The 23,977-nt window shown below is 48.0% G+C and carries 22 protein-coding genes and 1 tRNA gene; 5 read left to right on the top strand and 18 right to left on the bottom strand.

What is annotated here, in order from left to right; translation table 11 throughout:
- The 14 genes from murG to EJV45_RS14150 all read right to left on the bottom strand — a co-directional run bounded on the left by murG (window position 1) and on the right by EJV45_RS14150 (window position 15,231).
- Window positions 1-1,113, bottom strand: coding sequence for an undecaprenyldiphospho-muramoylpentapeptide beta-N-acetylglucosaminyltransferase (gene murG, locus EJV45_RS14215; protein WP_129716490.1), 1,113 nt, complete (start codon window positions 1,111-1,113; stop codon window positions 1-3).
- 43 nt (window positions 1,114-1,156) lie between these two features.
- Window positions 1,157-2,323, bottom strand: a complete 1,167-nt coding sequence (locus EJV45_RS14210) for an FtsW/RodA/SpoVE family cell cycle protein (protein WP_205942392.1) — start codon at window positions 2,321-2,323, stop codon at window positions 1,157-1,159.
- Between the two features lie 2 nt (window positions 2,324-2,325).
- A complete protein-coding gene (gene murD / locus EJV45_RS14205) occupies window positions 2,326-3,669 on the bottom strand; it encodes a UDP-N-acetylmuramoyl-L-alanine--D-glutamate ligase (RefSeq protein WP_129716488.1) in 1,344 nt (447 codons plus the stop codon).
- Complete coding sequence (gene mraY / locus EJV45_RS14200; RefSeq protein ID WP_129716486.1) at window positions 3,669-4,913, bottom strand: phospho-N-acetylmuramoyl-pentapeptide-transferase; 1,245 nt, start codon at window positions 4,911-4,913, stop codon at window positions 3,669-3,671. The genes murD and mraY overlap by 1 nt, the downstream gene beginning before the upstream one ends.
- Entirely contained in the window at window positions 4,913-6,370 is a 1,458-nt protein-coding gene (locus EJV45_RS14195) for a UDP-N-acetylmuramoyl-L-alanyl-D-glutamate--2,6-diaminopimelate ligase (protein ID WP_129716484.1), read from the bottom strand. The genes mraY and EJV45_RS14195 overlap by 1 nt, the downstream gene beginning before the upstream one ends.
- A 7-nt stretch (window positions 6,371-6,377) precedes the next feature.
- Window positions 6,378-8,480, bottom strand: a complete 2,103-nt coding sequence (locus EJV45_RS14190; protein WP_129716482.1) for a penicillin-binding protein — start codon at window positions 8,478-8,480, stop codon at window positions 6,378-6,380.
- Window positions 8,470-8,892 (bottom strand): FtsL-like putative cell division protein, encoded by a 423-nt coding sequence (locus tag EJV45_RS14185; protein ID WP_129716480.1) that lies wholly within the window; start codon window positions 8,890-8,892, stop codon window positions 8,470-8,472. The genes EJV45_RS14190 and EJV45_RS14185 overlap by 11 nt, the downstream gene beginning before the upstream one ends.
- Window positions 8,889-9,794 (bottom strand): 16S rRNA (cytosine(1402)-N(4))-methyltransferase RsmH, encoded by a 906-nt coding sequence (gene rsmH, locus EJV45_RS14180; protein ID WP_129716478.1) that lies wholly within the window; start codon window positions 9,792-9,794, stop codon window positions 8,889-8,891. Before rsmH ends, EJV45_RS14185 begins: the two co-directional genes overlap by 4 nt.
- Entirely contained in the window at window positions 9,784-10,251 is a 468-nt protein-coding gene (mraZ, locus tag EJV45_RS14175; RefSeq protein ID WP_129716476.1) for a division/cell wall cluster transcriptional repressor MraZ, read from the bottom strand. The genes rsmH and mraZ overlap by 11 nt, the downstream gene beginning before the upstream one ends.
- Before the next feature lie 274 nt (window positions 10,252-10,525).
- Window positions 10,526-11,713: a phosphoglycerate kinase gene (gene pgk, locus EJV45_RS14170; RefSeq protein WP_129716474.1), complete on the bottom strand. Its 1,188-nt coding sequence runs from the start codon at window positions 11,711-11,713 to the stop codon at window positions 10,526-10,528.
- A 5-nt stretch (window positions 11,714-11,718) separates the two neighbouring features.
- The gene (locus tag EJV45_RS14165) at window positions 11,719-12,150 is read right to left on the bottom strand and encodes a GNAT family N-acetyltransferase (protein ID WP_129716472.1); all 432 of its coding nucleotides are present in this window, start codon (window positions 12,148-12,150) and stop codon (window positions 11,719-11,721) included.
- Window positions 12,147-13,163, bottom strand: a complete 1,017-nt coding sequence (gene gap / locus EJV45_RS14160) for a type I glyceraldehyde-3-phosphate dehydrogenase (RefSeq protein ID WP_129716470.1) — start codon at window positions 13,161-13,163, stop codon at window positions 12,147-12,149. The genes EJV45_RS14165 and gap overlap by 4 nt, the downstream gene beginning before the upstream one ends.
- 105 nt (window positions 13,164-13,268) lie before the next feature.
- Complete coding sequence (locus EJV45_RS14155) at window positions 13,269-14,126, bottom strand: HEPN domain-containing protein (protein WP_129716468.1); 858 nt, start codon at window positions 14,124-14,126, stop codon at window positions 13,269-13,271.
- 1 nt (window position 14,127) lies between these two features.
- The gene (locus EJV45_RS14150; protein WP_165305063.1) at window positions 14,128-15,231 is read right to left on the bottom strand and encodes a hypothetical protein; all 1,104 of its coding nucleotides are present in this window, start codon (window positions 15,229-15,231) and stop codon (window positions 14,128-14,130) included.
- 134 nt (window positions 15,232-15,365) lie between these two features.
- Here EJV45_RS14150 and EJV45_RS14145 point away from each other — a divergent pair, with 134 nt between their 5' ends.
- Window positions 15,366-16,019, top strand: coding sequence for a S24 family peptidase (locus EJV45_RS14145; protein ID WP_129716464.1), 654 nt, complete (start codon window positions 15,366-15,368; stop codon window positions 16,017-16,019).
- On the opposite strand, the gene obgE is transcribed toward EJV45_RS14145, so the two are convergent.
- The 4 genes from obgE to EJV45_RS14125 form a co-directional block, all read right to left on the bottom strand.
- Window positions 16,016-17,026, bottom strand: coding sequence for a GTPase ObgE (gene obgE / locus EJV45_RS14140; protein ID WP_129716462.1), 1,011 nt, complete (start codon window positions 17,024-17,026; stop codon window positions 16,016-16,018). The genes EJV45_RS14145 and obgE overlap by 4 nt on opposite strands.
- A 31-nt stretch (window positions 17,027-17,057) precedes the next feature.
- On the bottom strand, window positions 17,058-17,639 hold the full coding sequence (locus EJV45_RS14135; protein WP_129716460.1) for an adenylate kinase: 582 nt from the start codon (window positions 17,637-17,639) through the stop codon (window positions 17,058-17,060).
- A 61-nt stretch (window positions 17,640-17,700) separates the two neighbouring features.
- A tRNA-Arg gene (locus EJV45_RS14130) sits at window positions 17,701-17,777 on the bottom strand.
- An 87-nt stretch (window positions 17,778-17,864) separates the two neighbouring features.
- A complete protein-coding gene (locus EJV45_RS14125) occupies window positions 17,865-18,791 on the bottom strand; it encodes an SDR family oxidoreductase (protein ID WP_129716458.1) in 927 nt (308 codons plus the stop codon).
- A gap of 152 nt (window positions 18,792-18,943) precedes the next feature.
- Between EJV45_RS14125 and atpD the strand changes: the two genes are divergently transcribed.
- From atpD to ilvD, 4 genes are all read left to right on the top strand, one after another.
- On the top strand, window positions 18,944-20,449 hold the full coding sequence (atpD, locus tag EJV45_RS14120; protein WP_129716456.1) for a F0F1 ATP synthase subunit beta: 1,506 nt from the start codon (window positions 18,944-18,946) through the stop codon (window positions 20,447-20,449).
- 78 nt (window positions 20,450-20,527) lie between these two features.
- Complete coding sequence (gene atpC, locus EJV45_RS14115; protein ID WP_129716454.1) at window positions 20,528-20,770, top strand: ATP synthase F1 subunit epsilon; 243 nt, start codon at window positions 20,528-20,530, stop codon at window positions 20,768-20,770.
- A gap of 501 nt (window positions 20,771-21,271) precedes the next feature.
- Window positions 21,272-22,168, top strand: a complete 897-nt coding sequence (locus EJV45_RS14110) for a branched-chain amino acid transaminase (protein WP_370291406.1) — start codon at window positions 21,272-21,274, stop codon at window positions 22,166-22,168.
- A 122-nt stretch (window positions 22,169-22,290) separates the two neighbouring features.
- On the top strand, window positions 22,291-23,970 hold the full coding sequence (gene ilvD, locus EJV45_RS14105) for a dihydroxy-acid dehydratase (RefSeq protein WP_129716452.1): 1,680 nt from the start codon (window positions 22,291-22,293) through the stop codon (window positions 23,968-23,970).
- The last annotated feature ends 7 nt before the right edge of the window (window positions 23,971-23,977 follow it).

The following is a 23,977-nucleotide window of genomic DNA, read 5'->3' as shown; positions in this document are numbered from 1 at the left end:
TTATTTGTTCTGATCTGCCAGTTTCAAAACTTCGGCAGCGATGACCTCGTCGGCATCAGCCAATGCCATCCTGTTTATGTTTTCTCCCAGTTCTTTTGCCAATGGGGCATTCTTCAGCAGTGCCAGGGCTTCCCTGACTAACGTATCTTCTGCCGACCTGTCATTGATCAGTAGAGCGGCCTTATTTTTTACCAGTGCCATCGCGTTTTTTGTCTGATGGTCTTCAGCCACATTCGGCGAAGGAACCAGGATAACCGGTTTACCGATCAGACAGAGCTCGGCGATCGTACCTGCCCCTGCGCGCGAAATGATCACATCTGCCGCTGCATAAGCCAGATCCATCTGGTTCAGAAACTCCATGACCCTGACATTGGGATGTCTTCCCGGACCCAGCCGCTCCAGGATTCCCTTATAGTAGAACTTTCCGGTCTGCCAGATCACCTGTACGTCGCTGGAAATAATCTCTGAAAGGTGCTTTTCAATGCTTTTATTCAAAGTTCCTGCACCGAGGCTTCCGCCTGTTACGAGAATTGTTTTTTTATTCGGATCAAGATCCAGCAGTGCTGCGCCCTGCTCACGTTTCCCTTCTATATTTACAACATCAGTCCTTACCGGGTTACCCGTCTTTAAGATGGCTGCCGCCGGAAAGAATTCTTCCATCCCGTCAAATGCCACACATATCTTACGCGCTTTTTTGCTAAGCCATTTGTTTGTCTTACCTGCATAAGAGTTCTGCTCCTGGATCAGGTAAGGAATATTTCGTAGTGACGCCGCGTACAACAGCGGACCTGATGCGTATCCCCCAACACCGACCGCCGCATCCGGCTTAAACTCTTTCAGGATACGCAGTGCATGGCGAATGCTGCCGATAATCTTAAAGGGAAGTACAAGATTTTTTAAAATTGATCCCCGCTGGATGCCGCTAATGTTCAGTCCCCTGATTTGGTAACCTGCCGCGGGAACTTTTTCCATCTCCATACGGCCATTAGCGCCCACAAAAAGAATCTCGCATCCCGGCCGCAACCGGCGCAGGGCGTTGGCTATGGCCACGGCGGGAAAAATATGCCCGCCGGTGCCTCCGCCTGATATGATAATTTTTGGGGAATTATTCATTTTTTGTTTTCTTGTCTTGTCATGGGACCATCGTCCACATTCCCTAACCCATCGACGGTATCTCGCCGATCACCACTTTTTTATTACTGCCTTCTTCCACATCCCTGCTAACGCTCAAGATGATTCCGAATGCCACGCTTGTAAAAATAATTGAGGTACCGCCCATACTTACCAGCGGCAAGGGCACACCGGTAACCGGCCCAAGCCCTACGGCAACTGCCATGTTTGCAAAAGCCTGTATGGTAAGACTGAAGCTGAGTCCGGCAGCCAGCAGCGCCCCGAATGCTTTCGGGGCTTTAGTTACTATTTTTATACACCGGTAGAGTAACACGAGGTACAGTGTAATCATAACAAGCGCGCCAAACAGCCCATACTCTTCAACAATGATGGCGAAGATGAAATCTGAATACGGGTGCGGCAAAAAGTTTCGCTGTGTACTGTTTCCCGGCCCTTTGCCAAACAGCCCGCCGGTAGCCAGGGCAATTTTACTTTGATCTGCCTGGAACGTCTTGTCTGAATGCTGAAGTTCGGGATGCAGAAAGGAATTAATCCTTGATTTGTATGTTCCCGACCTTGGGCCCAGGAAGACGATAAATGTGAGCAGAACAACGCCCCCGAGGCAAACCGCTGCGATTTGTTTGATGCTGATTCGCCCCATAATAAGCAGAAGGATACTCACGCCGAAAAGCATGATCGCGGTAGACATGTTCGCCCATGCAATCAGTCCGAAAACAACACAAACCGAGCCCATAATCGGCAGAAAAGATTCCCGCAGGTTTTTAATCTGTTCCTGTTTCTTGGTCAGCATCCGCGCCAGAAATGTAATCAGGGCCACCTTGGCCAGATCGGATGTCTGAAAGGTCAGACCGATGATTGGAATCTTGACCCATCTTGATGCCTCATTGATGTTCTCACCAAAAACTGCGGTATAAAAAAGCAGCGGAATGGTTATGATCATCAAAATCTTTGATATTCCTGCATAATACCGGTAGTCGAGCAAATGCGAAAAATAGATCATGGCAATACCCATCAGCACAAAAATCAGGTGCTTTGTAAGCAGCAGTTTTTCGACCGTTTTACCCTGCTTATAGGCTAGCGTTCCTGTTGCGCTGTAAACCGTCAGGATCGAGATAAGCGAAAGCAGCACGATGATCAGCCAGATCCACCGGTCGCCCTTTGTTTTACTGAGTAATGCCTGGATGGAAAACATAATTACAATTCTTTAACGGCCAGTTTGAACTGGTTACCCCGGTCTTCATAATTTGTAAACAAATCAAAGCTGGCACATGCAGGCGACAGCAGCACAGTGTCTCCCTTTTTTGCCAGATGGTAGGCAATCTGCACAGCTTCGAACGCAGAAAATGTATTGACGATAACTTCGACATCATCTTCGAATGCTTCATGAATGCGCTTATTATCTTTACCAAGACAGACGATGGCCTTAACCTTAGACTGTACAAGGTCTTTCAGCATTTGGTAATCATTTCCCTTATCAACACCACCCATGATCAGCACCACGTCGCTGTTCATGCTTTCAAGCGCATACCAGGTAGAATTCACATTCGTCGCTTTGCTGTCGTTCACGAAATCAATTCCAGATATTTTTGCAACATGCTCAAGGCGATGCGGAATATTTTTAAAATTCCCCATGCTTTCGCGTATGGATTCATTGCGCAGCTCGATAACTTTGGCAACAATACCTGAGGCCATTGAATTGTGGATATTGTGTTTGCCTTGCAGCGCGAGTTCTGAAATAGACATGGTGAATAGTTCTTGGTGGTTGATATTGATAAATAGTTCGTTCTGTTCTAAAAAAGCGCCTTCCTGCACCTTTTGTGTAAGGCTGAAGGGGTATTGTTTCGGTTTGACCTCTATATTTTTCAGCGCTTTGATGATCTCCTGATCATCTGCGCAATACACAAAGGCGTCTTGTTCAGTCTGATTTTGCAGCACGCGCATTTTTGAGCGTGCGTAGTTTTCCATTTTGTAATCGTAGCGGTCCAGATGATCCGGGGTGATATTCAGCAAGACCGAGATGTCTGCCCTGAAGGCGTACATGTCATCAAGCATGAAACTGCTGATTTCGAGAACATACCAGTCGAAGTCTGATGCGGCCACCTGCGCTGCGAAACTTTGCCCTATATTTCCCGCCAGGCCCACGTTTACACCTGCATTTTTCAAAATGTGGTAGGTCAGCATGGTCGTGGTCGACTTGCCATTCGATCCGGTAATACAGATGGTTCGCGCGTTTGTGTAACGCTTTGCAAACTCGATCTCTGAAATAACCGGAATTTCCCGCTGTTTCAGCGCCTGCACCAGCGGTGCGTTTGAGGGTATACCCGGACTCTTTATAACCTCATCGGCAGCCAGAATCTCCGCCTCTGTATGGCGCAGCTCTTCAAACTGGACACCCATTTGCTGGAGCTGCGCTTTATAATGCGGCGCAATTGCGCCTGAGTCTGAGACCAGGACTTCAAAGCCATGTTTTTTTGCAAGCATGGCCGCCCCAACCCCGCTTTCTCCTGCACCGAGTATAACGATCTTTCTCCCCTTCATTACCTTACTTTTAGCGTTACAATCGTGATGATAGCGAGCATGATCCCGACGATCCAGAACCGGGTTACGATCTTAGCCTCATGGTACCCTTTTTTCTGGTAGTGGTGGTGCAGCGGCGACATCAGAAATATTCGGCGTCCCTCGCCGAAGCGTTTTTTAGTATACTTAAAGTAAGACACCTGGATGATCACCGAAAGGTTTTCGATCAGGAAGATGCCGCACAAGATTGGGATAAGTAGTTCCTTACGGATCATGATTGCAAAGGCAGCAATGATACCGCCGATGGCCAGGCTCCCGGTATCGCCCATAAAAACCTGTGCCGGATATGAATTATACCACAGGAAACCCACGCAGGCGCCCACAAAGGCTCCGGCAAAGATCATCAGCTCGCCCGAATTCGGAATGTACATGATATTCAGGTATTCGGCAATAACCGTGTTGCCGGACACATAAGCCAGGATACCCAGCGTTATGCCAATAACCGCCGAGGTGCCCGTGGCCAGGCCATCTATCCCGTCTGTAATGTTTGCACCATTTGATACGGCCGTAATGATGATGACCACAAACAGGATAAATGTAAAGACAGCGTATTTTTCGTATCCCGGCCCTAAAAACTTAAGCACCTTGGCATAATCAAATTCGTTGTTCTTGTAAAACGGAACATTGGTTTTGGTCGACTTGATATCCTGCGTATAATAAAAGCTTTCACCCTTTTTACGCAGAACAATTGGCACCTGCGATTCGGGATTGGTATCACCTACGGTTTGGCGCACGACGATGTTCGGATGGAAATACATGGTCCAGCCTATGATCAGCGCAAGGCCAACCTGCCCCACTATTTTAAACCGGCCGGCCAGTCCCTCTTTATTCTTTTTAAATACTTTAATATAATCGTCCAGAAAACCGATAGCCCCCATCCAGACAGTCGTAATGATCATTAGCAGAACGTATATGTTGGTAAGGTTACCCAGAAGCAATGTCGGGATGAGGATGCCAAGCAGAATCATAATTCCGCCCATGGTAGGCGTTCCTTGCTTTTGCATCTGGCCTTCGAGACCAAGGTTACGCACCGTTTCTCCAACCTGCTTTGTATGAAGGAAATCGATAATGCGGCGACCAAAGACCGTTGTGATAACGAGCGACAAAATAATGGCAAGCGAAGTACGGAAAGTGATGTACTGAAACAACCGTCCCCCAGGGAAGTTGTAGTGCTCACGCAGGTATTCAAATAAATGATACAACATTAGCTTGCCGGGTTAAAAAGTGCTGTTAATATTTCCTTATCATCAAAATGCCTGCGCACTCCGTTGATTTCCTGGTATTTTTCATGCCCTTTACCGGCTACCAGGATGATGTCGCCTTTCGTCGCAAGGTGAAAAGCGGTTTTAATTGCCTCTTTCCGGTCAGCGATGACCAGAACTTTCCTGCTGTTGGTCGGGGTAACACCGGCCTGCATATCTTCCAAAATAGCCTGGGGATCTTCTGTACGCGGATTATCGGAAGTAAAAATCACTTTGTCACTCCAGTCGCAGGCAACCTGGGCCATCACCGGTCTTTTACTTTTATCGCGGTCGCCGCCACAACCGATCACCGTGATGACTTGTTCTGTGCCTTTCCGTATGTTTTGGATCGTGCTCAGCACATTTTGAACGGCATCAGGAGTATGTGCGTAATCTACGATCCCAATGATCCCTTCGGGCGATACAAGGTAGTCGAACCGTCCCTCTGCTCCCTGCAGCCGGCTTAACGCCGTCAACGTGCGGAGTTTATCCTGCTCAAGAAGAACAGCCGTGCCGTAAACCGCCATGATATTGTATGCATTGAACGAACCAACCAGGCGGAAGTACACATCCTCATGATCAACCTCCATGTGCAGACCCGAAAACTGGTTGTCAAGCACCTTGCCTTTAAAATCAGCAAGTTGTTTCAGCGCATAGGTTTTTTTGTGCGCTCTGGTATTTTGCAGCATCACGAGCCCGTTCCTGTCATCAACGTTTGTCAAGGCAAAGGCCGACTTGGGCAGACCATCAAAGAAAGCTTTTTTTGCAGCCAGATACTGATCAAAGGTTTTATGAAAATCCAGATGATCATGAGTCAGGTTTGAAAACACGCCGCCAGAAAATAACAGTCCGCTAATGCGATGCTGGGCCACTGCGTGTGAGCTCACCTCCATAAAACAGTAGTCGCAACCGGCATCAACCATTTCGCGGAGAAGCAGGTTTAGCGAAAGCGGATCGGGCGTGGTATGCGTAGCCGGAACAATCCGGTCATTTACCTGATTTTCTACGGTTGAGAGCAGGCCGGCTTTGTAACCCATATCACGGAATAGCCTGAACAGCAGGGTTGCAATGGTGGTTTTGCCGTTCGTACCGGTTATACCGACAAGTTTGAGTTCAGCAGAAGGATTGCCATAGAAATTGGCGGCCATGATTCCCAGCGCAGCTGCCGGTTCGGCAACGCGTATATAGGTAACTTCCTGCTGAAGTTCTTCCGGAAAATCTTCGCAAACGACAGCCGTAGCGCCCGCGGAAATTGTTTGAGAAATGAAGACATGACCATCACTCAGCGTTCCCTTGATGGCGAAAAAAGCGCAGCCCGGTACAGCCTTGCGCGAATCAAAACACAGAGAAGAAATTTCTTTCTCTGTACTTCCATTCACTTCCAGGAGCTGAACACCGTATAATAATTCTGTTAACTGCATGTATCGTCTATTCCAATTCAATAAAAACCGACAAACCTTTACCTATGCGGCTTCCAGGCGCGATCGACTGCGCAACCACTTTACCGCTGCCTTTAATTCTTGTTTTCAGTCCGACATTGCCTAGCAGATAAAGGGCATCTTTAAGCCCCATACCTTTTACGTTCGGCATCGTTCCTTTCGGCGTATTGCTTTCTTCGAACACAAGTCCGCCGCTATCGTCTACGGCATTGAAGTATTCCGAATTAGACGCGAATAATGGTTTCAGGCCAAAGGCATGATAAACTTTTTTAGTAGCCTTGATCTGCCCTGACTTTGCGCGGGGCATACCTACATTTCCGGCAATATATTCCGAAACCGGGTTATACATGCGCATGTCGCTTGCATAAATGCGGTCGGCAATTTCCCTGAACACCGGACCTGCGGCAAAGGCACCATAGTAGCTGATCTTCTTTGGGTTGTTGATCACGACGATCATTGAATACTTTGGCTTGTCTGCCGGGAAGTATCCGCAGAACGATGCCTGATAAGACCGTTTTCCTTTATAACCGCGGTTATCATCAGCTACCTGTGCAGTACCCGTTTTACCGGCCACCTTATACAGCGGGTTATAGATGATTTGCTTACCGGTTCCTTCGGAGATTACGCCCTCAAGCATCTCCTGCAATTTTTTTATCGTTTCTTCAGAACAGATGCGGTCCTTGATTACACGGGCCTGGAACTGCTCAACAGGGCTGCCCAGCCTCCTGATCTCGCGCACAAAAATTGGCGAGATGTATTTGCCATTATTCGCAACCGCGTTGTAGAAAGCAAGCATCTGCAGCGGCGTAATCTGCATTTCATAACCGTAAGCCATCTGCGGCAGGGTCATGTTTTTGTTCCAGCTTTTATTAGATGGGTTTTTAATGACCGGTCTGCCTTCCCCTGGTATCTGCAGCTGCAGCTTTTCGTTCATATGGATATCATAAAGATGATCCGTAAACTGCTTCGGGTTGTCTTTGTAATGCGTATTGATTAGTTTGGCAATAGCCGCGTTAGACGATTCTTCGAAAGCTTTTTTGACCGTTACGGTACCGATACTCCCGTGAGAGTCTTTGATGGTATGCCCGGGTATCTTATAATTTCCCGTTTCGACGTAATTGTTCGTATCAATTTTACCGTCTTCCAGCAATGCCATATAAGAAGCCAGCTTAAAGGTCGAACCCGGATCCTGGCTTGCCGCGATGGCGTAGTTAAATTTCTCTTTGTATATCCCTTCTCCGTCTTTTGTAAAGTTGGCTACCGCACGCACTTCACCGGTATTCACCTCCATAACGATTACCGTACCATGGTCTGCATCGGCCTTGATCAGCTGCTTTTCAAGCGCATTCTGGGCCAGATCCTGCATATTGATATCAATTGTAGAAATAATATCTGCGCCATCTTTAGGTGCCACCTCAGCTTCGTCATTGACAGGCATCCACACGCCGCCGGCAATGCGCTGCATCAGGCGTTTTCCCGTTTCACCATTAATATAATCCCCGTACGCGCCCTCCAGCCCAACCGGGTTCGAAACATTGTCATTTTTATAACCGATTGTACGGGCCGCAAGGGCACGGAAAGGCAACACCCGCTTGTTTTGTTGGACAGCGATAAGTCCGCCACTGTACTTACCTACGTTGAACAAGGGAAATGTACGCACTTCTTTCAGGTCCTGGTAAGATACCCGGCGCTTAAGCAGCAGGTAACGAACACTATCCTGCCTTGCACGGCGCAGGTAACGTGAATATTCTTTTGCCGTACGATCCTTAAAAAAAGAGGCCAGTTTCAGCGCCAGCGAATCGACTTTGCTGTTAAACAGCTGGTCTTCCTGGATGCCGCCGGCAAAAAGATCAACCCTCAATTCGTACTCGGGAACCGAAGTAGCAAGCAGGCTTCCATCTACAGAATAAATATTACCCCGTACGGCCTCTACGTTCATGTATCGGGTAGACAGACTGTCGGCCATGGCGCGCCATTTGCCTCCCTGGATGTATTGCACCTGACAAAGCCTTACCAATACCGCAACCGCCAACAGCACAATCAGCCCGAAAGCCAGGTATACACGAAGAAGAATATTGGTTCTAATGTTCATTTTCGTTGATGACTATTTTTTTTGGTGGTTCTACCAGTTCTTTTATACCTAATGTATCGACCGTTTTCGCAACCTCGGTCAGCTTGCTTCTGAACATCAGGTCAGCTTTAAGCGATTTATATTCCCAGCTTAACTCCTTAACTTCTTTGCTCAGCTTATCAATGTTCCGCATATTCCGCACAGCAAAATGGCTGTTAGCGATGTAGATCATGCCGATAAACGCCAGGAAGATCAGGAAAGGCAGCATTTCTGTAGCCGTTTCTTTTGATACCACACCTTCTCTGAAAAAGGTGGTTAGCAGGTTTTTCTCTTCTGACGCAGCAGACGATGGCGCGGCCGCAGGTTTGATCCTGATTCCGAGATCCTCCTCTGCCTCCGGCATGATTTCGATATTTTCCCTGAACTTGTTCATATCTTCTCTGCAATTCTGAGTTTCGCGCTGCGGGCGCGGTTATTTGCCGCTATCTCTGCTTCATCTGCTTCGACAGGATTGCGCGTAATGACTTTGAACGGCTTCTGCTGATTACCAAAGAAATCTTTCTCCACCTCGCCACGGATTTTTCCGCGCGCCATAAAGTTTTTTACCGGCCGGTCCTCAAGTGAATGGTAAGAAATAACTACCAGTCTCCCGCCCGGCGACAGCACCTCGGCAGACTGCTCCAGGAATTGCTCAAGCATCTGCATCTCTGCATTTACTTCTATGCGAAGTGCCTGAAAAACCTGCGCCAGGTACTTATGCGTTTTCCCTTTTGGAATACATGACCCGATCGCAGCTTTAAAACCGTCAATATCAGTGAAAGGAGCAGACAAACGTGATGTAACGACCGTACGGGCAAGCGTTTTCGCATTCTTCACTTCGCCGTAAATGCCAAAGATTTTATGAAGACCTTCTTCAGGGTAGGTATTCAGAACCTGAGCAGCCGTCAGATCTCGCTGCTGATCCATTCGCATGTCGAGTGCAGCATTTGCGCGGATCGAAAAACCCCGGTCCGCCTCATCAAATTGATGCGAGGAAACACCCAGATCGGCCAGTATACCATCTACTTGCCTGAACCCCTTCAGACGGAGGTTATTCTTCAGAAAGCCGAAATTCTGATCTATAAAAATAAAACGTTCATCGCCCGGACGATTGCGTTGCGCATCCGGATCCTGATCAAAAGCAACCAGGCGCCCGTTTGGTCCAAGCCGGCTGAGTATCTCGCGCGAATGCCCTCCGCCACCGAAGGTCACATCGACATAAACACCATCAGGACGAATATTCAGCCCCTCTACCGATGCTTGCAATAAAACAGGCACATGGTAATTATACGCCATGAATCCCCCTTTCCTTACCACCCATCACCTCTTCGGCGAGGTTTGCAAAATTTTCGGGCTCATCATCAAACAATCCCTCGTAGGCACCTCTGTCCCAGACTTCGATTTTATCAAGCTGGCAAGCCAGCACAACATCACTACCAATACCGGCAAACTCGGTCAGCGCTTTCGGCAAAAGAATTCTGCCAGCTGCATCCAGCGACAGATCGGTAGCCCCCCTGGTAAAGAACCGGATAAAATCGCGATTCTTTTTCTCGTAAGGGTTCAGTGCTGACAAATCGGCTACAATCTGCTCCCAAACTTTCTTAGGGTAGATGACCAGATGTTTTTCAAATCCACGATTCACGACAAGACCGTCGCGCTCAACATCGGGCAATTGCTTCTTGAGCGAAGAAGGCACACTCAGGCGGCCTTTCGCATCAAGCTTACAATCGAATTCTCCCAGCAGTTGAATCATTACGGTCTATGCAGTTTTTATCTAGTGTAAAAGTAAATCACTTCTCCCACTTTACACCACTTTTTACCACAAAAAAGTTTTCAACAATTTTCAAGCCAGAACGGAGGCCCTAAAATATCGCTGCAACGCACAAAAGACGCGTTTGTAAAGGGTGGGATTTTTTCCCAAAAGAAAACCGGCCAGAGCATTCACTCTGGCCGGTCTTGCAGATTGTTATAGCTATTTTACACACCGGACCCTATAAAATGGGTTGTGGTGGTAGAAAGTGGCAGACTTATCCGATTGCTTTCACGCCGGGCAGTTCTTTGCCTTCCATATATTCAAGCAACGCACCGCCGCCTGTAGACACGAAGCTTACCTGATCCTCAAGACCAAATTTGGCAATAGCGGCTGCAGAATCCCCGCCTCCGATCATGGTAAATGCACCAGCTTTCGTCGCTGCGACGACCGCGTCGGCAACCGCGCGTGTACCATGCTCAAAATTGGCCATTTCGAATACACCCATAGGTCCGTTCCACAGTACCGTTTTTGAGTTGCTGATCACATCAGCAAACAATTTGCGCGTCTCAGGTCCGATATCCAGACCCATCCATTCGTCAGGAATGGCCTTTGTCGGAGCGATTTCGCTATTGGCCTCATTGTCGAATTTATCTGCCACAACGGTATCGAATGGCAGGTAGATTTTTACGCCGCGCTCTTCAGCCTTCTTTAAAAGTTCGAGTGAAAGCTCCTGTTTGTCGGCTTCAAGCAGGGAAGTTCCGATGGTGCCGCCTTGCGCTTTGGCAAAAGTATAAGCCATACCACCGCCAATAATCAGGTTATCTACTTTTTCAAGCAGTTTTTCGATAAGCAGGATTTTATCAGAAACCTTTGCGCCGCCCATGATAGCCGTAAACGGACGGTCAGCATGATTCAGAATTTTTTCAGCATTTTTCAGCTCCTCAGCCATCAGGTAACCGAAGTATTTTGCACCCGAAAAGTACTGCGCTATAACCGCGGTAGAGGCATGCGCACGGTGCGCGGTCCCGAAGGCGTCGTTTACGTATATATCACCCAGCTTAGACAATTTCTCTGCAAAAGCCTCATCACCTTTTTCTTCTTCCTTGTAGAAACGCAGGTTTTCAAGCAACAATACCTGACCGGGATACAGATTTTTAGCTTTACTCACCGCATCCTCGCCTATGCAGTCATCAGCAAACTTCACCTCAAGATCGAGCATCCGCGACAAGTCGCCCAAAATGTGTTTCAAGGAGTATTTATCCGTCGGACCGTCTTTTGGTCTGCCCAGGTGCGACATCAGAATAACCGAACCACCATCTTGAAGTATTTTTTGGATGGTAGGCAGCGCAGCCACCATACGTTTATCATCTGTAATCTTGAATTCTGAATCAAGCGGAACATTGAAGTCGACCCTGACGAGCGCCTTTTTATCCTTAAAATCAAATTGATCAATCGTGTTCATTGTATTTATTTTAGATTTAACTTCATTTCAAAATGCGGCCCGATACCCGGGATGTCAAACTCAGCTGAAATTACTTCAAAGCCCAGTCGCCGGTAAAAATTCATTGCAGCAGCGCGGGCGTTACACCAAAGATAATCTGCGTGCCGTTCGGTCAGGCAGGCTATGGCAAACTTTACCAGTTCAGACCCGAGCCCCTGCCCCTGGTAATGCTGATTTGTAGCCATTCCCCTCAGCCTGTAGCCAACACCACCATCGCCAGGATGCTCCTCAGGAAAAAACGATGCAATGCAGACAAGCTCATCGTTTGAAAGATACCCGACATGAAACGACCCTTCAATTTCGTCTGTAGGGAAAATACAGGCATCAAGCGGTTTTCCATCCCGCAGCACAAGGCTTCGCAATGGTAGTGTATCAGCGGCTTTTATCAATCCGATCATACCTTTTCGTCCGGGCTATTGTAGTTCCGAAGCTGTATTTTCTTCAATACATCGACCAGCCTGCTTGAATAACCGTATTCGTTATCATACCAGCCTACAACCTTAACAAGATCGCCGACAACGGAAGTTAGCTGTGCGTCAAATATACAAGAATGCGGATTATCCAGAATATCTACTGAGACAATTGGATCTTCCGTGTATTCCAGGATGTCTCTGAGCGGACCATTTGCAGCGCGATGGAAAGCTCCGTTAATTTCAGCAACTGTTGCCGGTTTGTTCAACAGACAGGTGAAATCGGTAAGTGAGCCATTTAGCACAGGTACACGGATACCGGCGCCACCCAGTTTACCTTCAAGATGCGGAAAAACATGGGTAATAGCCTTCGCGGCACCTGTTGTAGTTGGGATAATCGATGCGGAAGCAGCCCGCGCACGCCGGAGGTCTTTGTGATGCGCATCGTGAAGGTTCTGATCGCCGGTCATAGAATGCACAGTGGTAATGTACCCTTCTGTAATTCCCCAGGTGTCGTCCAGGATTTTTATCATTGCCGCGACATTGTTGGTGGTGCAGGAAGCATTTGAAAGCACCGGCGCATCCAGGTCGGCATTATCGTCATTTACCCCGAGCACAACCATCGGTATATCCCTGTCTGCGGATGGTGCAGAAATAAGCACCTGGCTGGCCCCGGCGGCCAGATGCGCCTGTGCTTTAGCCCGGGTCAGGTTACGGCCTGTAGCTTCAACAACCACATCTACAGCAAGATCTTTCCATGGCAGTTTTTCTGCGTCTGGCTCCGAAAGCAGCCTTATCAACTGTTCGCCAGCCACAAGCGAACCCTCATGATAAGAAACCTTACCTTTGAAACCCCGGTGCACAGAATCATATTTAAACAGATGCACCAGTGATTCGGGATTACCAAGATCGTTGATTGCCACGACATCGAGTCCCTGCTCAATTGCCAGACGAAGAAACACCCGCCCGATTCGGCCGAAGCCATTTATTGCTATTCTCATTTGCCCGTTAATACGGCAAAGGTAGCAGTTCTTGAGACATCAGCCCGAACCGGAATGCGGGATTGTGTAAAAATCAACACATTCCCTGGCTTTAAGGATGGTTTCTTAGCCTTCAAACTGCATTTTTGCCAGCCAGTTATCAATATATAGGGTAAAGGCTTCACAGCAGCGACTAACTAGCCCACCACAAAGATCAAACAGGCGGAAGGCATCAGATTCAGAAATTGTGTACGCTTCATCATATCTCGCACCCGAATAAGCTTCCTCAAGCAGCCGCAGCATACGTGTTTCTTCTGCAGGTACAGCACCAAATGAGCCATCCAGCGCAGCGAACGTTCTGGCGTGCCTGTAAAGGACAGTAGGCGAATGACTACGTATTTCGCGGCCACGCACGCACAGCGCGAGAATGCGCAAACTTTGTTCACAGGTCTGATGCATAGAGAACGCCGCCATACCCAACTGACCCGAGCTTAAGAACGAAGCCGCATTCTCGTAAAAAGCAAGCGATCTGCCCATCCCCTGTTCAAACCGGGCCGCCGAAGCCAGCATATGCATATTGGCCCCGCGCCCTGCCGGCGGAATGGCAAAGCCTTGCTTCATATAGATCAGGTTGTTTACCCGGCAACACACGGAGTAGTACGGATTGCCGGCTGAGAGAAGTGAACGGATTGACGCGTAACTATACAGACCAAAAGAAAGCGGACACGATAACAAAGCCAGCTCAACAAGCGGTTCGAAGCCGGCTAACTTTCGATCGCACGCCGGGCCGCACACCACCAGCAAATGCGGTGTACTGGTCTGCGTACAAACCAGGAATACATACACCACAGGCAGCTGGCTTAAAATCAGTTTGAGTGCCGGACGTAACCCCGGCGGACAAGAACTTAAGTCAGGAGCACGGTCAAGAGGTTCATCTGCAAGCGATACCGGACCTTGTATATCGATTACTTCACAGCCAGACATTTTATTTTGACTCTTCTTCTAAACATTCTTCTGTTACGCCTACCAGCCTGTACAAGCCAAAGACGATGGCTTCCATGCGCTCAAACTGCGGGAATAGATACATTTCATCAAGATCGGTAACAGATGCAGAACGGCTAAATGCAGCGAGCATCCAGTGGTGCATGCCAGTGCGCAACTTCCTGATGTGCTTCGCAGAGAATAATTTGGCCAGGTCATTTAGCTCGGTTTCCTGCAGCGGTTTTAACCGAAGCAAACAAAACGAATGATCGGGAGCCTCAGAATCAAGCAGACCATTGAGCATGGCTGTATCAACTGACAAAGGCCGTATAGGCTGTACAGAACTATGGATGACAAGCTGCCCTGCTTCCAGAAGACGCGTAAACTCGTTGTTGAAGTGAATAAGTTCGGCGGCGAGATTATCTTCAATTTTATATCCCGGCATGAGCGCCGCTTTGAACCATATTTTTAGCATGCGCTGAGCTGACAGGACGGTCCAGCCCGAAAAAAAATCAGCGATGACTGCAACAGGATCTGCGCGCTCCGAACGGGTCAGATCAAGCGGACCCGTGAATTGGAACGACTTGCGTAACGCCGTATCACTGCCTGATTGCTGATAAGGATATAAAATATACCAGCAGGCTTCAAGTACCTGTTCAATTTCCTGGAACCCGGTGGTGTTTAGCAAGAAGCGTTGAGGACCTCCGTTCGCAGCGGAGATACATACGAACAGCAGCCTTTTGATTTTTTTCACCACCACCACCGACAAGAAAGCCTGCAGCCATTTACCCGGTCTAAGCCTTGCTTCGGCCGGTAACACACCCGGGTACCCGCGCTGATATACCTCCTGAACGCCGGGCTGCGCGTCAGTGATCTGCAACCCGCTCTGGAGCAAGACCGGAAGCCGGTCGAGTAAATGACGAAAACGGATAAAAAACAACGCAACAGCAGGATCGGTAATTCCGGCCATGCTTGCCCTGTTACCCGCCAGAAAGAGATCTTGCAGCATTCGCCTGGAGGCCTGCAGTGAAGCCCCGCCAAAAAATGATTGAACTGCTGACCGTAATTTTCGACTATACACTTCTTTCTGCATCCGATTCGCTATCATAATCTTTAGGTTAAAATAACAACTTAAAATATTTTATAATTTCTCTATTATTTTTTATAATTGCCTTTAACCACAAAATTATTCGAAAAACTTAAACTACAAAATTTATTTCTTAAAACTTATAAACATTAGCTATGACCCCAAATGAACGCGTGAAATTTCTCCAGGGCAAACTTGGGTTTAACACGCAAAAAGAATTTGCAGACTCGATCAATATCAAATCGGGATCTTTATCAGATATTCTCAGGCAGCGCGTAGGTGTATCCAGTGCGATCAAAGACAGGCTTGCATTCATCCATCAGGTAAATAAAGAATGGCTGGAAACCGGCGAAGGGCCTATTTTCCGCGAACAGGCCACCCGGGCGGTTAATGAAAAGGAAGGGATACCTTATTATGATATAGATATTGAAGAGCTGGCTGAAGAGAATCTTGAAATGATGGAGCGCGAGCCGGCATATTATGTAAACTACAAACCATTTAACGATTGCTCTGCATATTTGCCAGTGTACGGCAACAGTATGCACCCCGCTTATTCATCGGGAGATATCATAGCCGTAAAAGAAATCTGGAACCGTAATGTACTGCTTTGGGGAGAAGCCTATCTTGTACTTACGAACAACAAGGCAAACGATCTGCGCTGCGTACGGTTTCTGCATGAACATCCCGATGAAACGAAAGTGATTCTGCGTTCGTCTAATTCACAATACCGTGGAGATATCATCATTGACCGCGAGAACATCGTGGCCTTGTATCTTATAAAAGGAAAAATAACCAGAAATCTGATTTAGCTGTTTACCGGCGTTTCATTGATGGCCTGCCAAAGCATGTCTTTAAGCTCTGAAATACCTTTCTGAACCACAGCTGAGATAAATATTGATGGAATGGCAGGCAGCTGGGCCTTCATTTCTTCGCGGAGTTCGTCATCGAGCATATCTGACTTGGTAATAGCCAGGAGATGCGGCTTCTGCATAAGCTCCGGGTTATAGTCGCGCAATTCAGATTTCAGGATTTCATATTCTTCAGCGATTGAGCGGTGGGTATCTGCAGGGACCATAAAAAGTAATACGGCGTTCCGTTCAATATGCCGGAGAAACCGGTAACCGAGACCTTTACCTTTCGATGCACCTTCAATGATACCCGGAATATCGGCCATTACGAAAGATTTATGGTTACGATAAGATACGATACCGAGATTGGGCACCAGGGTTGTAAAGGGATAGTCGGCAATTTCCGGCTTAGCTGCAGAAACGACCGACAACAACGTTGATTTACCCGCATTTGGAAAGCCGACAAGTCCGACGTCTGCCAGAACCTTCAGCTCGAGAATCATCCACTCTTCGAGCCCTGGCTCTCCGGGCTGCGAAAACCGGGGTGTCTGCAGCGTGGCAGATTTAAAGTGAGCGTTGCCAAGACCACCGCGGCCGCCCGGCGTAAGCACCCGGGTTTCGCCGTCTTCAGTAATTTCGAACAGTACTTCGCCGGTTTCGGCATTTTTGGCAATCGTGCCCAATGGCACATCGAGCACTTCGTCTTTACCCTGACGGCCAAATTTATGACCGCTTCCACCCGGCTGCCCGTCTTCCGCAATAATATGTTTGCGGTATTTTAAGTGCAGAAGCGTCCAAAACTGGGCGTTTCCGCGCAGCACAATATGTCCGCCGCGGCCGCCATCTCCACCATCAGGACCGCCCATAGCTGTATGTTTGTCCCGGTGAAGGTGCGCAGAACCAGCGCCGCCCTTGCCCGAACGACAGCAGATCTTTACATAATCTACGAAATTTGAGCCCTGAGACATGGTACTTACTTATGCAGCGGCAGAACCTGCCTTATGAATTTGTCTGGTAACTATCGATCACCGCGCAAAGTGATGCAAAGATTGCATCAATTTCGCCGATTCCGTTTACTTTGGTCAGCTTGCCCTGTTCTTCATAGTAAGGCAGCACCTGTACGGTTTTTGAAAAGTATTCGTCAATGCGTCTTTTCAGCTTATCGGCATCATCATCTACGCGGTTGCTGATTTTTTTTCTTTCAGCAATACGGCGGGAAAGTTCTTCCTGGTCTACATCAAGCGCAATGACACCGGTAATTTTTGTGTCCCGGCCGATCAGGAAAAGATCAAGTGCCTGCGCCTGCGCAACGGTACGCGGAAAACCGTCAAAGATAAAGCCTTTAGCGTCCTTGTTTCTGTGCGCCTCTTCCTCCAGCATGGCGATCGTAATTTCATCTGGCACCAGCTCTCCGTTTGCAATCAGCTCACTGACTTTTTTGCCAAGGTCGGTCTGGTTGGTAATATGAGCTCTGAAAAGATCGCCGGTTGAAATATGAATCAGTTGATATTTATCGATCAGCTTTTGAGATTGAGTGCCTTTGCCTGCACCCGGAGGCCCAAAGAGAACTAAGTTAAGCATCAAGGTTGTCTTTAAATGTTAAAAGCCTTCCTGCGTTTGGCAGCAAGGCTTTGTACTCTGTTGGTGAACTTGAAGGGAGTCGAACCCCTAACCTTCTGATCCGTAGTCAGATGCTCTATCCAATTGAGCTACAAGTCCGATTCCGTTTGTTAACGGACTGCAAAAGTAATGCTTGCATTTGTTTTTCCCAATAAATTTTTGAACTTTTTTACAAACGCCGCTCTTTCAGGCAGATATATTTTCTCCGGAGATCGCTTTCAACTGCCGGTCTACAATAGCGAGACCTTCTTCAATGCCATGCGGCTGATAGCTGAAATCTGTTCTGGCTTTATCTAACCTGAAGCCGGTGCGGGCTGGCCGCCTGGCCGGCTGAACAAATGCTGCCGAAGACACTTCGGTGATCAGGCTTTCGTCGAGTTCCCAGAAGGCTGCTACACGCCTCACAAACGCGGCCACGCTCAGAAACTCCGGACCACTGACATGATAAATACCGCAAAGTTTCCTTTTAGCTATTTCGAGGCAGGCGGCAGCGAGGTCTTCGGCAAGCGTGGGACTTCGCCATTGGTCGTTCACGACCTGAATCTTCTTTTTCTTCTCAAGTGATTCCTTAGCCCATAGAACAATGTTGCTGCGGCTCATGTCAGGCAGCACCCCATAAACAAGCACTGTTCTGACAACTGACCACGAACCCTGCATCGCCGAAACCAGACGCTCGGCAGCCAGCTTAGATGCACCATAAACACTCAGGGGGTTCGGCTCGTCGTCTTCGCCGTAAGGCCCCTGTTCCCCGTCAAATACAAAGTCGGTACTCAGATAAATCAGATGTGCCCCGATTGACCGGCAATTTGTTACCAGGTCTGCAACCACGGCAACATTCAGCGCGCGGCAAGCCTCCGGCTGCTCAGCACAGGTATCAGCATTGGTCATGGCAGCGGTATGGATAACAACCTGCGGCCTGTACGTATCAAGAACCTCCTTTACCCCCGCCGCGTCAAGCAGATCAAGAGATGCATATATATAATGTGCATAGCCCTGGTAGCGGTCGGCACCCCTCGATGTGGCAATGAGCCGGAAGGCCGGATTTCCTGCGCAGGCAGCCGTTATTTTCTGTCCCAGCAAACCATTGCTGCCTGTTACCAGAATCGTTTTCATAGCGCTAAAAATAACGTAAAAAAATCTGTGGAAAAACTTTTGGATATTCCATTAAAATTTCATTAATAACTCTTAACTTTGCCATCCAAATTCGAGAGCCTGCAGAGCAGCTTTAACAAATTGATTTTTATAAATTTATCCAATATCACTATATGCCTAACTTAGGAAAAATAGCGCAAATTATCGGACCGGTGGTGGACGTGAGCTTCGCAGATGAGGCACACCTGCCAAAAATTTTCGATGCACTCGAGATCAGAAAAGCAAACGGCCAAAAAATCGTATTAGAGGTTCAGCGACACCTGGGTGAAGACCGCGTTCGCGCCATTGCCATGGACTCGACCGATGGTTTGGTTCGTGGTATGGAAGTTGTCGATACCGGCTCTGCGATCAAAATGCCTGTTGGCGATGAGATCAAAGGTCGTCTTTTCAACGTAGTTGGCGAGGCACTCGATGGCATCAATACGATCGATAATGCAAATGGTAAACCCATTCACAGCGCGCCTCCTAAGTTTGACGAACTTTCTACCGAAACTGAGGTTCTGTTCACCGGTATCAAAGTAATCGACCTGCTTGAGCCGTATGCAAAAGGCGGTAAAATTGGTCTGTTTGGTGGTGCAGGTGTAGGCAAAACGGTATTGATTCAGGAATTGATCAATAACGTGGCGAAAGCATATGCTGGTCTGTCAGTATTTGCCGGCGTAGGTGAGCGTACCCGTGAAGGAAACGACCTTTTACGCGAATTCATCGAATCGGGTGTAATCAACTATGGCGATGAGTTTTTGCATTCGATGGAACAGGGCGGTTGGGACCTGAGCAAAGTTGATGTTGAAAAATTAAAAGAATCTAAAGCAACGCTGGTATTCGGTCAGATGAACGAACCTCCGGGCGCGCGTGCACGGGTTGCCCTTTCAGGTCTGACCGTAGCAGAATATTTCCGCGATGGCGACGGTGAAGGCGCAGGAAAAGACATCCTTTTCTTCGTTGATAACATCTTCCGTTTTACACAGGCAGGCTCAGAAGTGTCCGCACTTCTTGGTCGTATGCCATCAGCGGTAGGTTACCAGCCAACGCTTGCAACCGAGATGGGTCTGATGCAGGAACGTATCACCTCGACAAAACGCGGTTCAATTACTTCCGTTCAGGCTGTTTATGTACCTGCGGATGACTTGACCGACCCTGCACCGGCTACAACCTTTGCCCACCTTGACGCAACAACGGTTCTTTCACGTAAAATTGCTGAGCTTGGTATCTATCCGGCGGTTGACCCGCTTGACTCGACTTCAAGAATTTTATCTCCTGCTGTTTTGGGCGATGAGCATTACAATACCGCTCAGCGTGTAAAAGAAATTCTTCAGCGCTACAAAGAACTTCAGGATATCATCGCCATTCTTGGTATGGACGAGCTTTCTGAAGAAGATAAACTAACCGTACAGCGTGCGCGCCGTGTACAGCGTTTCCTGTCACAGCCTTTCCACGTAGCAGAGCAGTTTACTGGCCTTAAAGGTGTACTGGTAGACATCAAAGATACCATCAAAGGATTCAACATGATCATTGACGGTGAGGTTGATGAATATCCTGAGGCAGCCTTCAACCTTGTAGGCAGCATCGAGGAAGCCATTGAAAAAGGCAAAAAACTGCTCGCGGAAGCGAACGACTAATTTGAAGGCTGCGCACGGATTAAACCGGGCGCGGGCTTTGTGTTTCAAACCGCATAGCGCTGCTAAATAACTGGAAGAATGAATTTAGAAATATTAACTCCCGATAAAAAGATCTTCGAAGGCGAAGTAAGTTCGGTTACTGTACCGGGTACGCTTGGCTCCTTCCAGATCCTGAAAGACCATGCGCCGATCATTTCTACACTGGAAGACGGCAATGTGATCATCCGTTCCGGCAAAGAAGAAAACACTTTCTTTATCAAGGGAGGCGTAGTTGAGGCCATACATAATAAGATTGTAGTATTGGCCGAAGGCACGGCGTAGTTACGCACAAATTATACAGAAAGCCCCGTGAACAAACGGGGCTTTTTTTATTCCTATAACAATGAAATTTGTCACGCTTTTTTTCACAGAAATGTAAATCCGCGAAGAAATTACCCTTATTTATAATGCAAGCATAATATCTATACCGAATACCAATTTCAACTTTGGTATACAATCAAACAAGGGTAAGCAACAAAAGTCACTATAAAAAGATATATTATCCCGCGGATTAACAATTAAACAGAATAATATTCTGGTTTCATTTTTTTCATTTTGTATTTGCGATTAAATAGACCAAAAACTAAATTGGTATAACAGAAACGAGCAAAATGATTGCAGCCAATTTTCTTCCTGTCAGCAACACGAACAGCATGTCTAACCGCAACCTGCTGCTGGTGCTGGCTGTCATTCTGCTGAATGGCACGAAGCAGGCGCAGTCGGTTTAGATAACGATACAAAACATCCGAGCGCCTTTCAAAAAAAAGGCGCTTTTTTAATGTCATGATGATGCAGTATTATAACAACAAAACACTGGTGTACGTAGATGGCGATTTCATCAAGGCGACCGAAGCCTCGACCGATCTTTACGGTCAGTCGCTCCACTACGGTTATGCCGCTTTTGAAGGCATCAGGGCGTATAAAACGCACAATGGCACGCGGATTTTTAAAGCCCGCGAACACTTTGAAAGGCTGAAACGCTCGTGTGCACTGGCCAATATTCCTTTTCCCTGGGATACGGAGCAGCTGATGCGCGATACGTATAAACTTCTTGAGCTGAACAAACTCAAAGACGCTTATATCCGTCCGCTGGTCATGTGCGATCCCAACATGTCGCTCAGTGCTCCAGCCGGTGTATCAATCGTTATCTGTGCATGGGAGTGGGCGGCTTATTTTGGCGATAAATTACTTAGCCTGGCTGTTTCATCCTATCAGCGGCCCAACCCGAAGTCAGCTCCGGTAGAAGCCAAGTTGAGCGCACATTATGTCAACTCGATTCTTGCATCGACCGAAGCAAAGGCTCGCGGTTTTGACGATGCCATTTTACTTGATCATCATGACAAGGTTGCTGAAGCACCAAACGCTAATATCTTTATTGAACGCGACGGAAAACTGTATACACCAAAAACCGGCAACATTCTTCCGGGTATTACCCGCCGTACGGTGATCGAACTTTGCCGGGTCCTGGATATTGACGTTATTGAAAAGGAACTGACAGCGATCGAACTAAAAAATGCAGACAGTGCATTTCTCTGCGGAACAGCCGCAGAAATTGTAGGGATTCATTCTGTAGACAGTATTGTTTTTCCTCAAAACTGGAACGAATCAATCGGTGCAGTGATCCAGCGGGCCTATAAGAACCTCGTGCTCGAAAAAGTGAACTACGAAGTCATCATCTAAACATGATGCAGTGCCAAAGACGCCATAGCTGTTATTTAACGGCTGCGGGATGAAGGCAGAAACCAACAAGAACACGCCGCAAAGGCATACCTGACCAAAACTAAACGACATATATAATAACAATGGAATTAAACAAATACAGTAAAGTACTTACACAGGATCCGACCCAGCCGGCAGCCCAGGCCATGTTGTACGGTATAGGTCTTACAGAGGCAGATATGGGAAAGCCCCAGGTGGGCATTGCCAGTATGGGTTACGATGGCAACACCTGTAACATGCACCTGAATGACCTGGCTAAGATTGTTAAGGAAAGTATTTGGGACAACGACATGGTCGGGCTGATCTTCAATACCATCGGGGTAAGTGATGGCATGAGCAATGGTACTGAGGGCATGCGTTATTCGCTTGTAAGCCGTGATGTGATTGCAGACTCGATCGAAACGGTTTGCGGCGCCCAGTATTATGACGGGCTGATCACGCTGCCGGGCTGCGATAAAAATATGCCAGGTTCACTTATTGCCATGGGGCGCCTTAACCGCCCGTCAATTATGGTGTATGGCGGCACCATCAAACCAGGTCATTACAAGGGTGAAGACCTGAATATTGTTTCTGCGTTTGAGGCCCTGGGCAAAAAAATTGCGGGACAGATCGACGATATCGACTTCAAAGAAGTTGTACGTAATGCCTGCCCGAGCGCGGGTGCCTGCGGTGGTATATACACGGCAAATACCATGGCGGCAGCCATCGAAGCGCTTGGGATGAGCCTCCCCTATTCTTCATCGAACCCGGCCCTGAGCGATGAGAAAAAACAGGAATGCGCAGAGGCTGGAAAGGCCATATTGCTGCTTCTTGAGAAAGATATCAAACCCAGTGATATCATGACCCGTAAAGCTTTCGAAAACGCGATCGTAACGATCATGGTTCTCGGTGGTTCAACGAACGCGGTCCTTCACCTGATCGCTATGGCAAAAAGTGTAGACGTACCGCTTACACAGGATGATTTTCAGACCATCAGTAACCGCATTCCTGTACTGGCAGACATGAAGCCAAGCGGACGTTATATGATGGAAGACCTGCACAAAGTCGGCGGCGTTCCGGCAGTGATGAAATATCTGCTGAGCAAAGGCTGGTTACATGGCGATTGCCTGACTGTTACCGGAAAGACGCTTGCAGAAAACCTGGAAAACGTTCTTGACCTTAACTTCGAAAGCCAGAAAATCATTACCCCGGCAGAAACCCCGATCAAAGCTACAGGACATCTTCAGATTCTGTATGGTAACCTGGCCGAAGGCGGAAGTGTGGCAAAGATCTCAGGAAAGGAAGGCATCAGTTTCGAAGGTCCTGCGAGGGTATTCGATGGTGAGTTTGAGCTCATACATGGCATTACAAGCGGCCGGGTAAAAGCGGGCGACGTTGTCGTGATCCGAAACGTGGGGCCCAAGGGTGCACCGGGTATGCCAGAAATGCTCAAACCAACATCGGCCATCTTTGGTGCCGGTCTGGGCGCAAGCGTTGCGCTGATCACAGACGGGCGTTTTAGCGGCGGCACACACGGCTTTGTTGTTGGCCATATCACGCCGGAGGCATTCGACGGCGGCCTGATCGGCCTGGTTCATGATGATGACCGGATTGAAATAGATGCAACAAAAAACAGCATCGTGCTAAAGGTAGGCGATGATGAAATCGCCCGCCGCCGCGCAGCATGGATACAGCCCGAGTTGAAAGTAAAAAAAGGAATTTTATATAAATATGCTGTCAGTGTAAAGAATGCGGCCGAGGGCTGTGTAACTGACGAAGCTTAAACCACAT

Source organism: Pedobacter sp. SYP-B3415, assembly GCF_004138205.1.
GTDB lineage: Bacteria > Bacteroidota > Bacteroidia > Sphingobacteriales > Sphingobacteriaceae > Pedobacter.
Note: the sequence above shows the minus strand (reverse complement) of the source record. Positions and strands in the feature narration are given on the sequence as shown.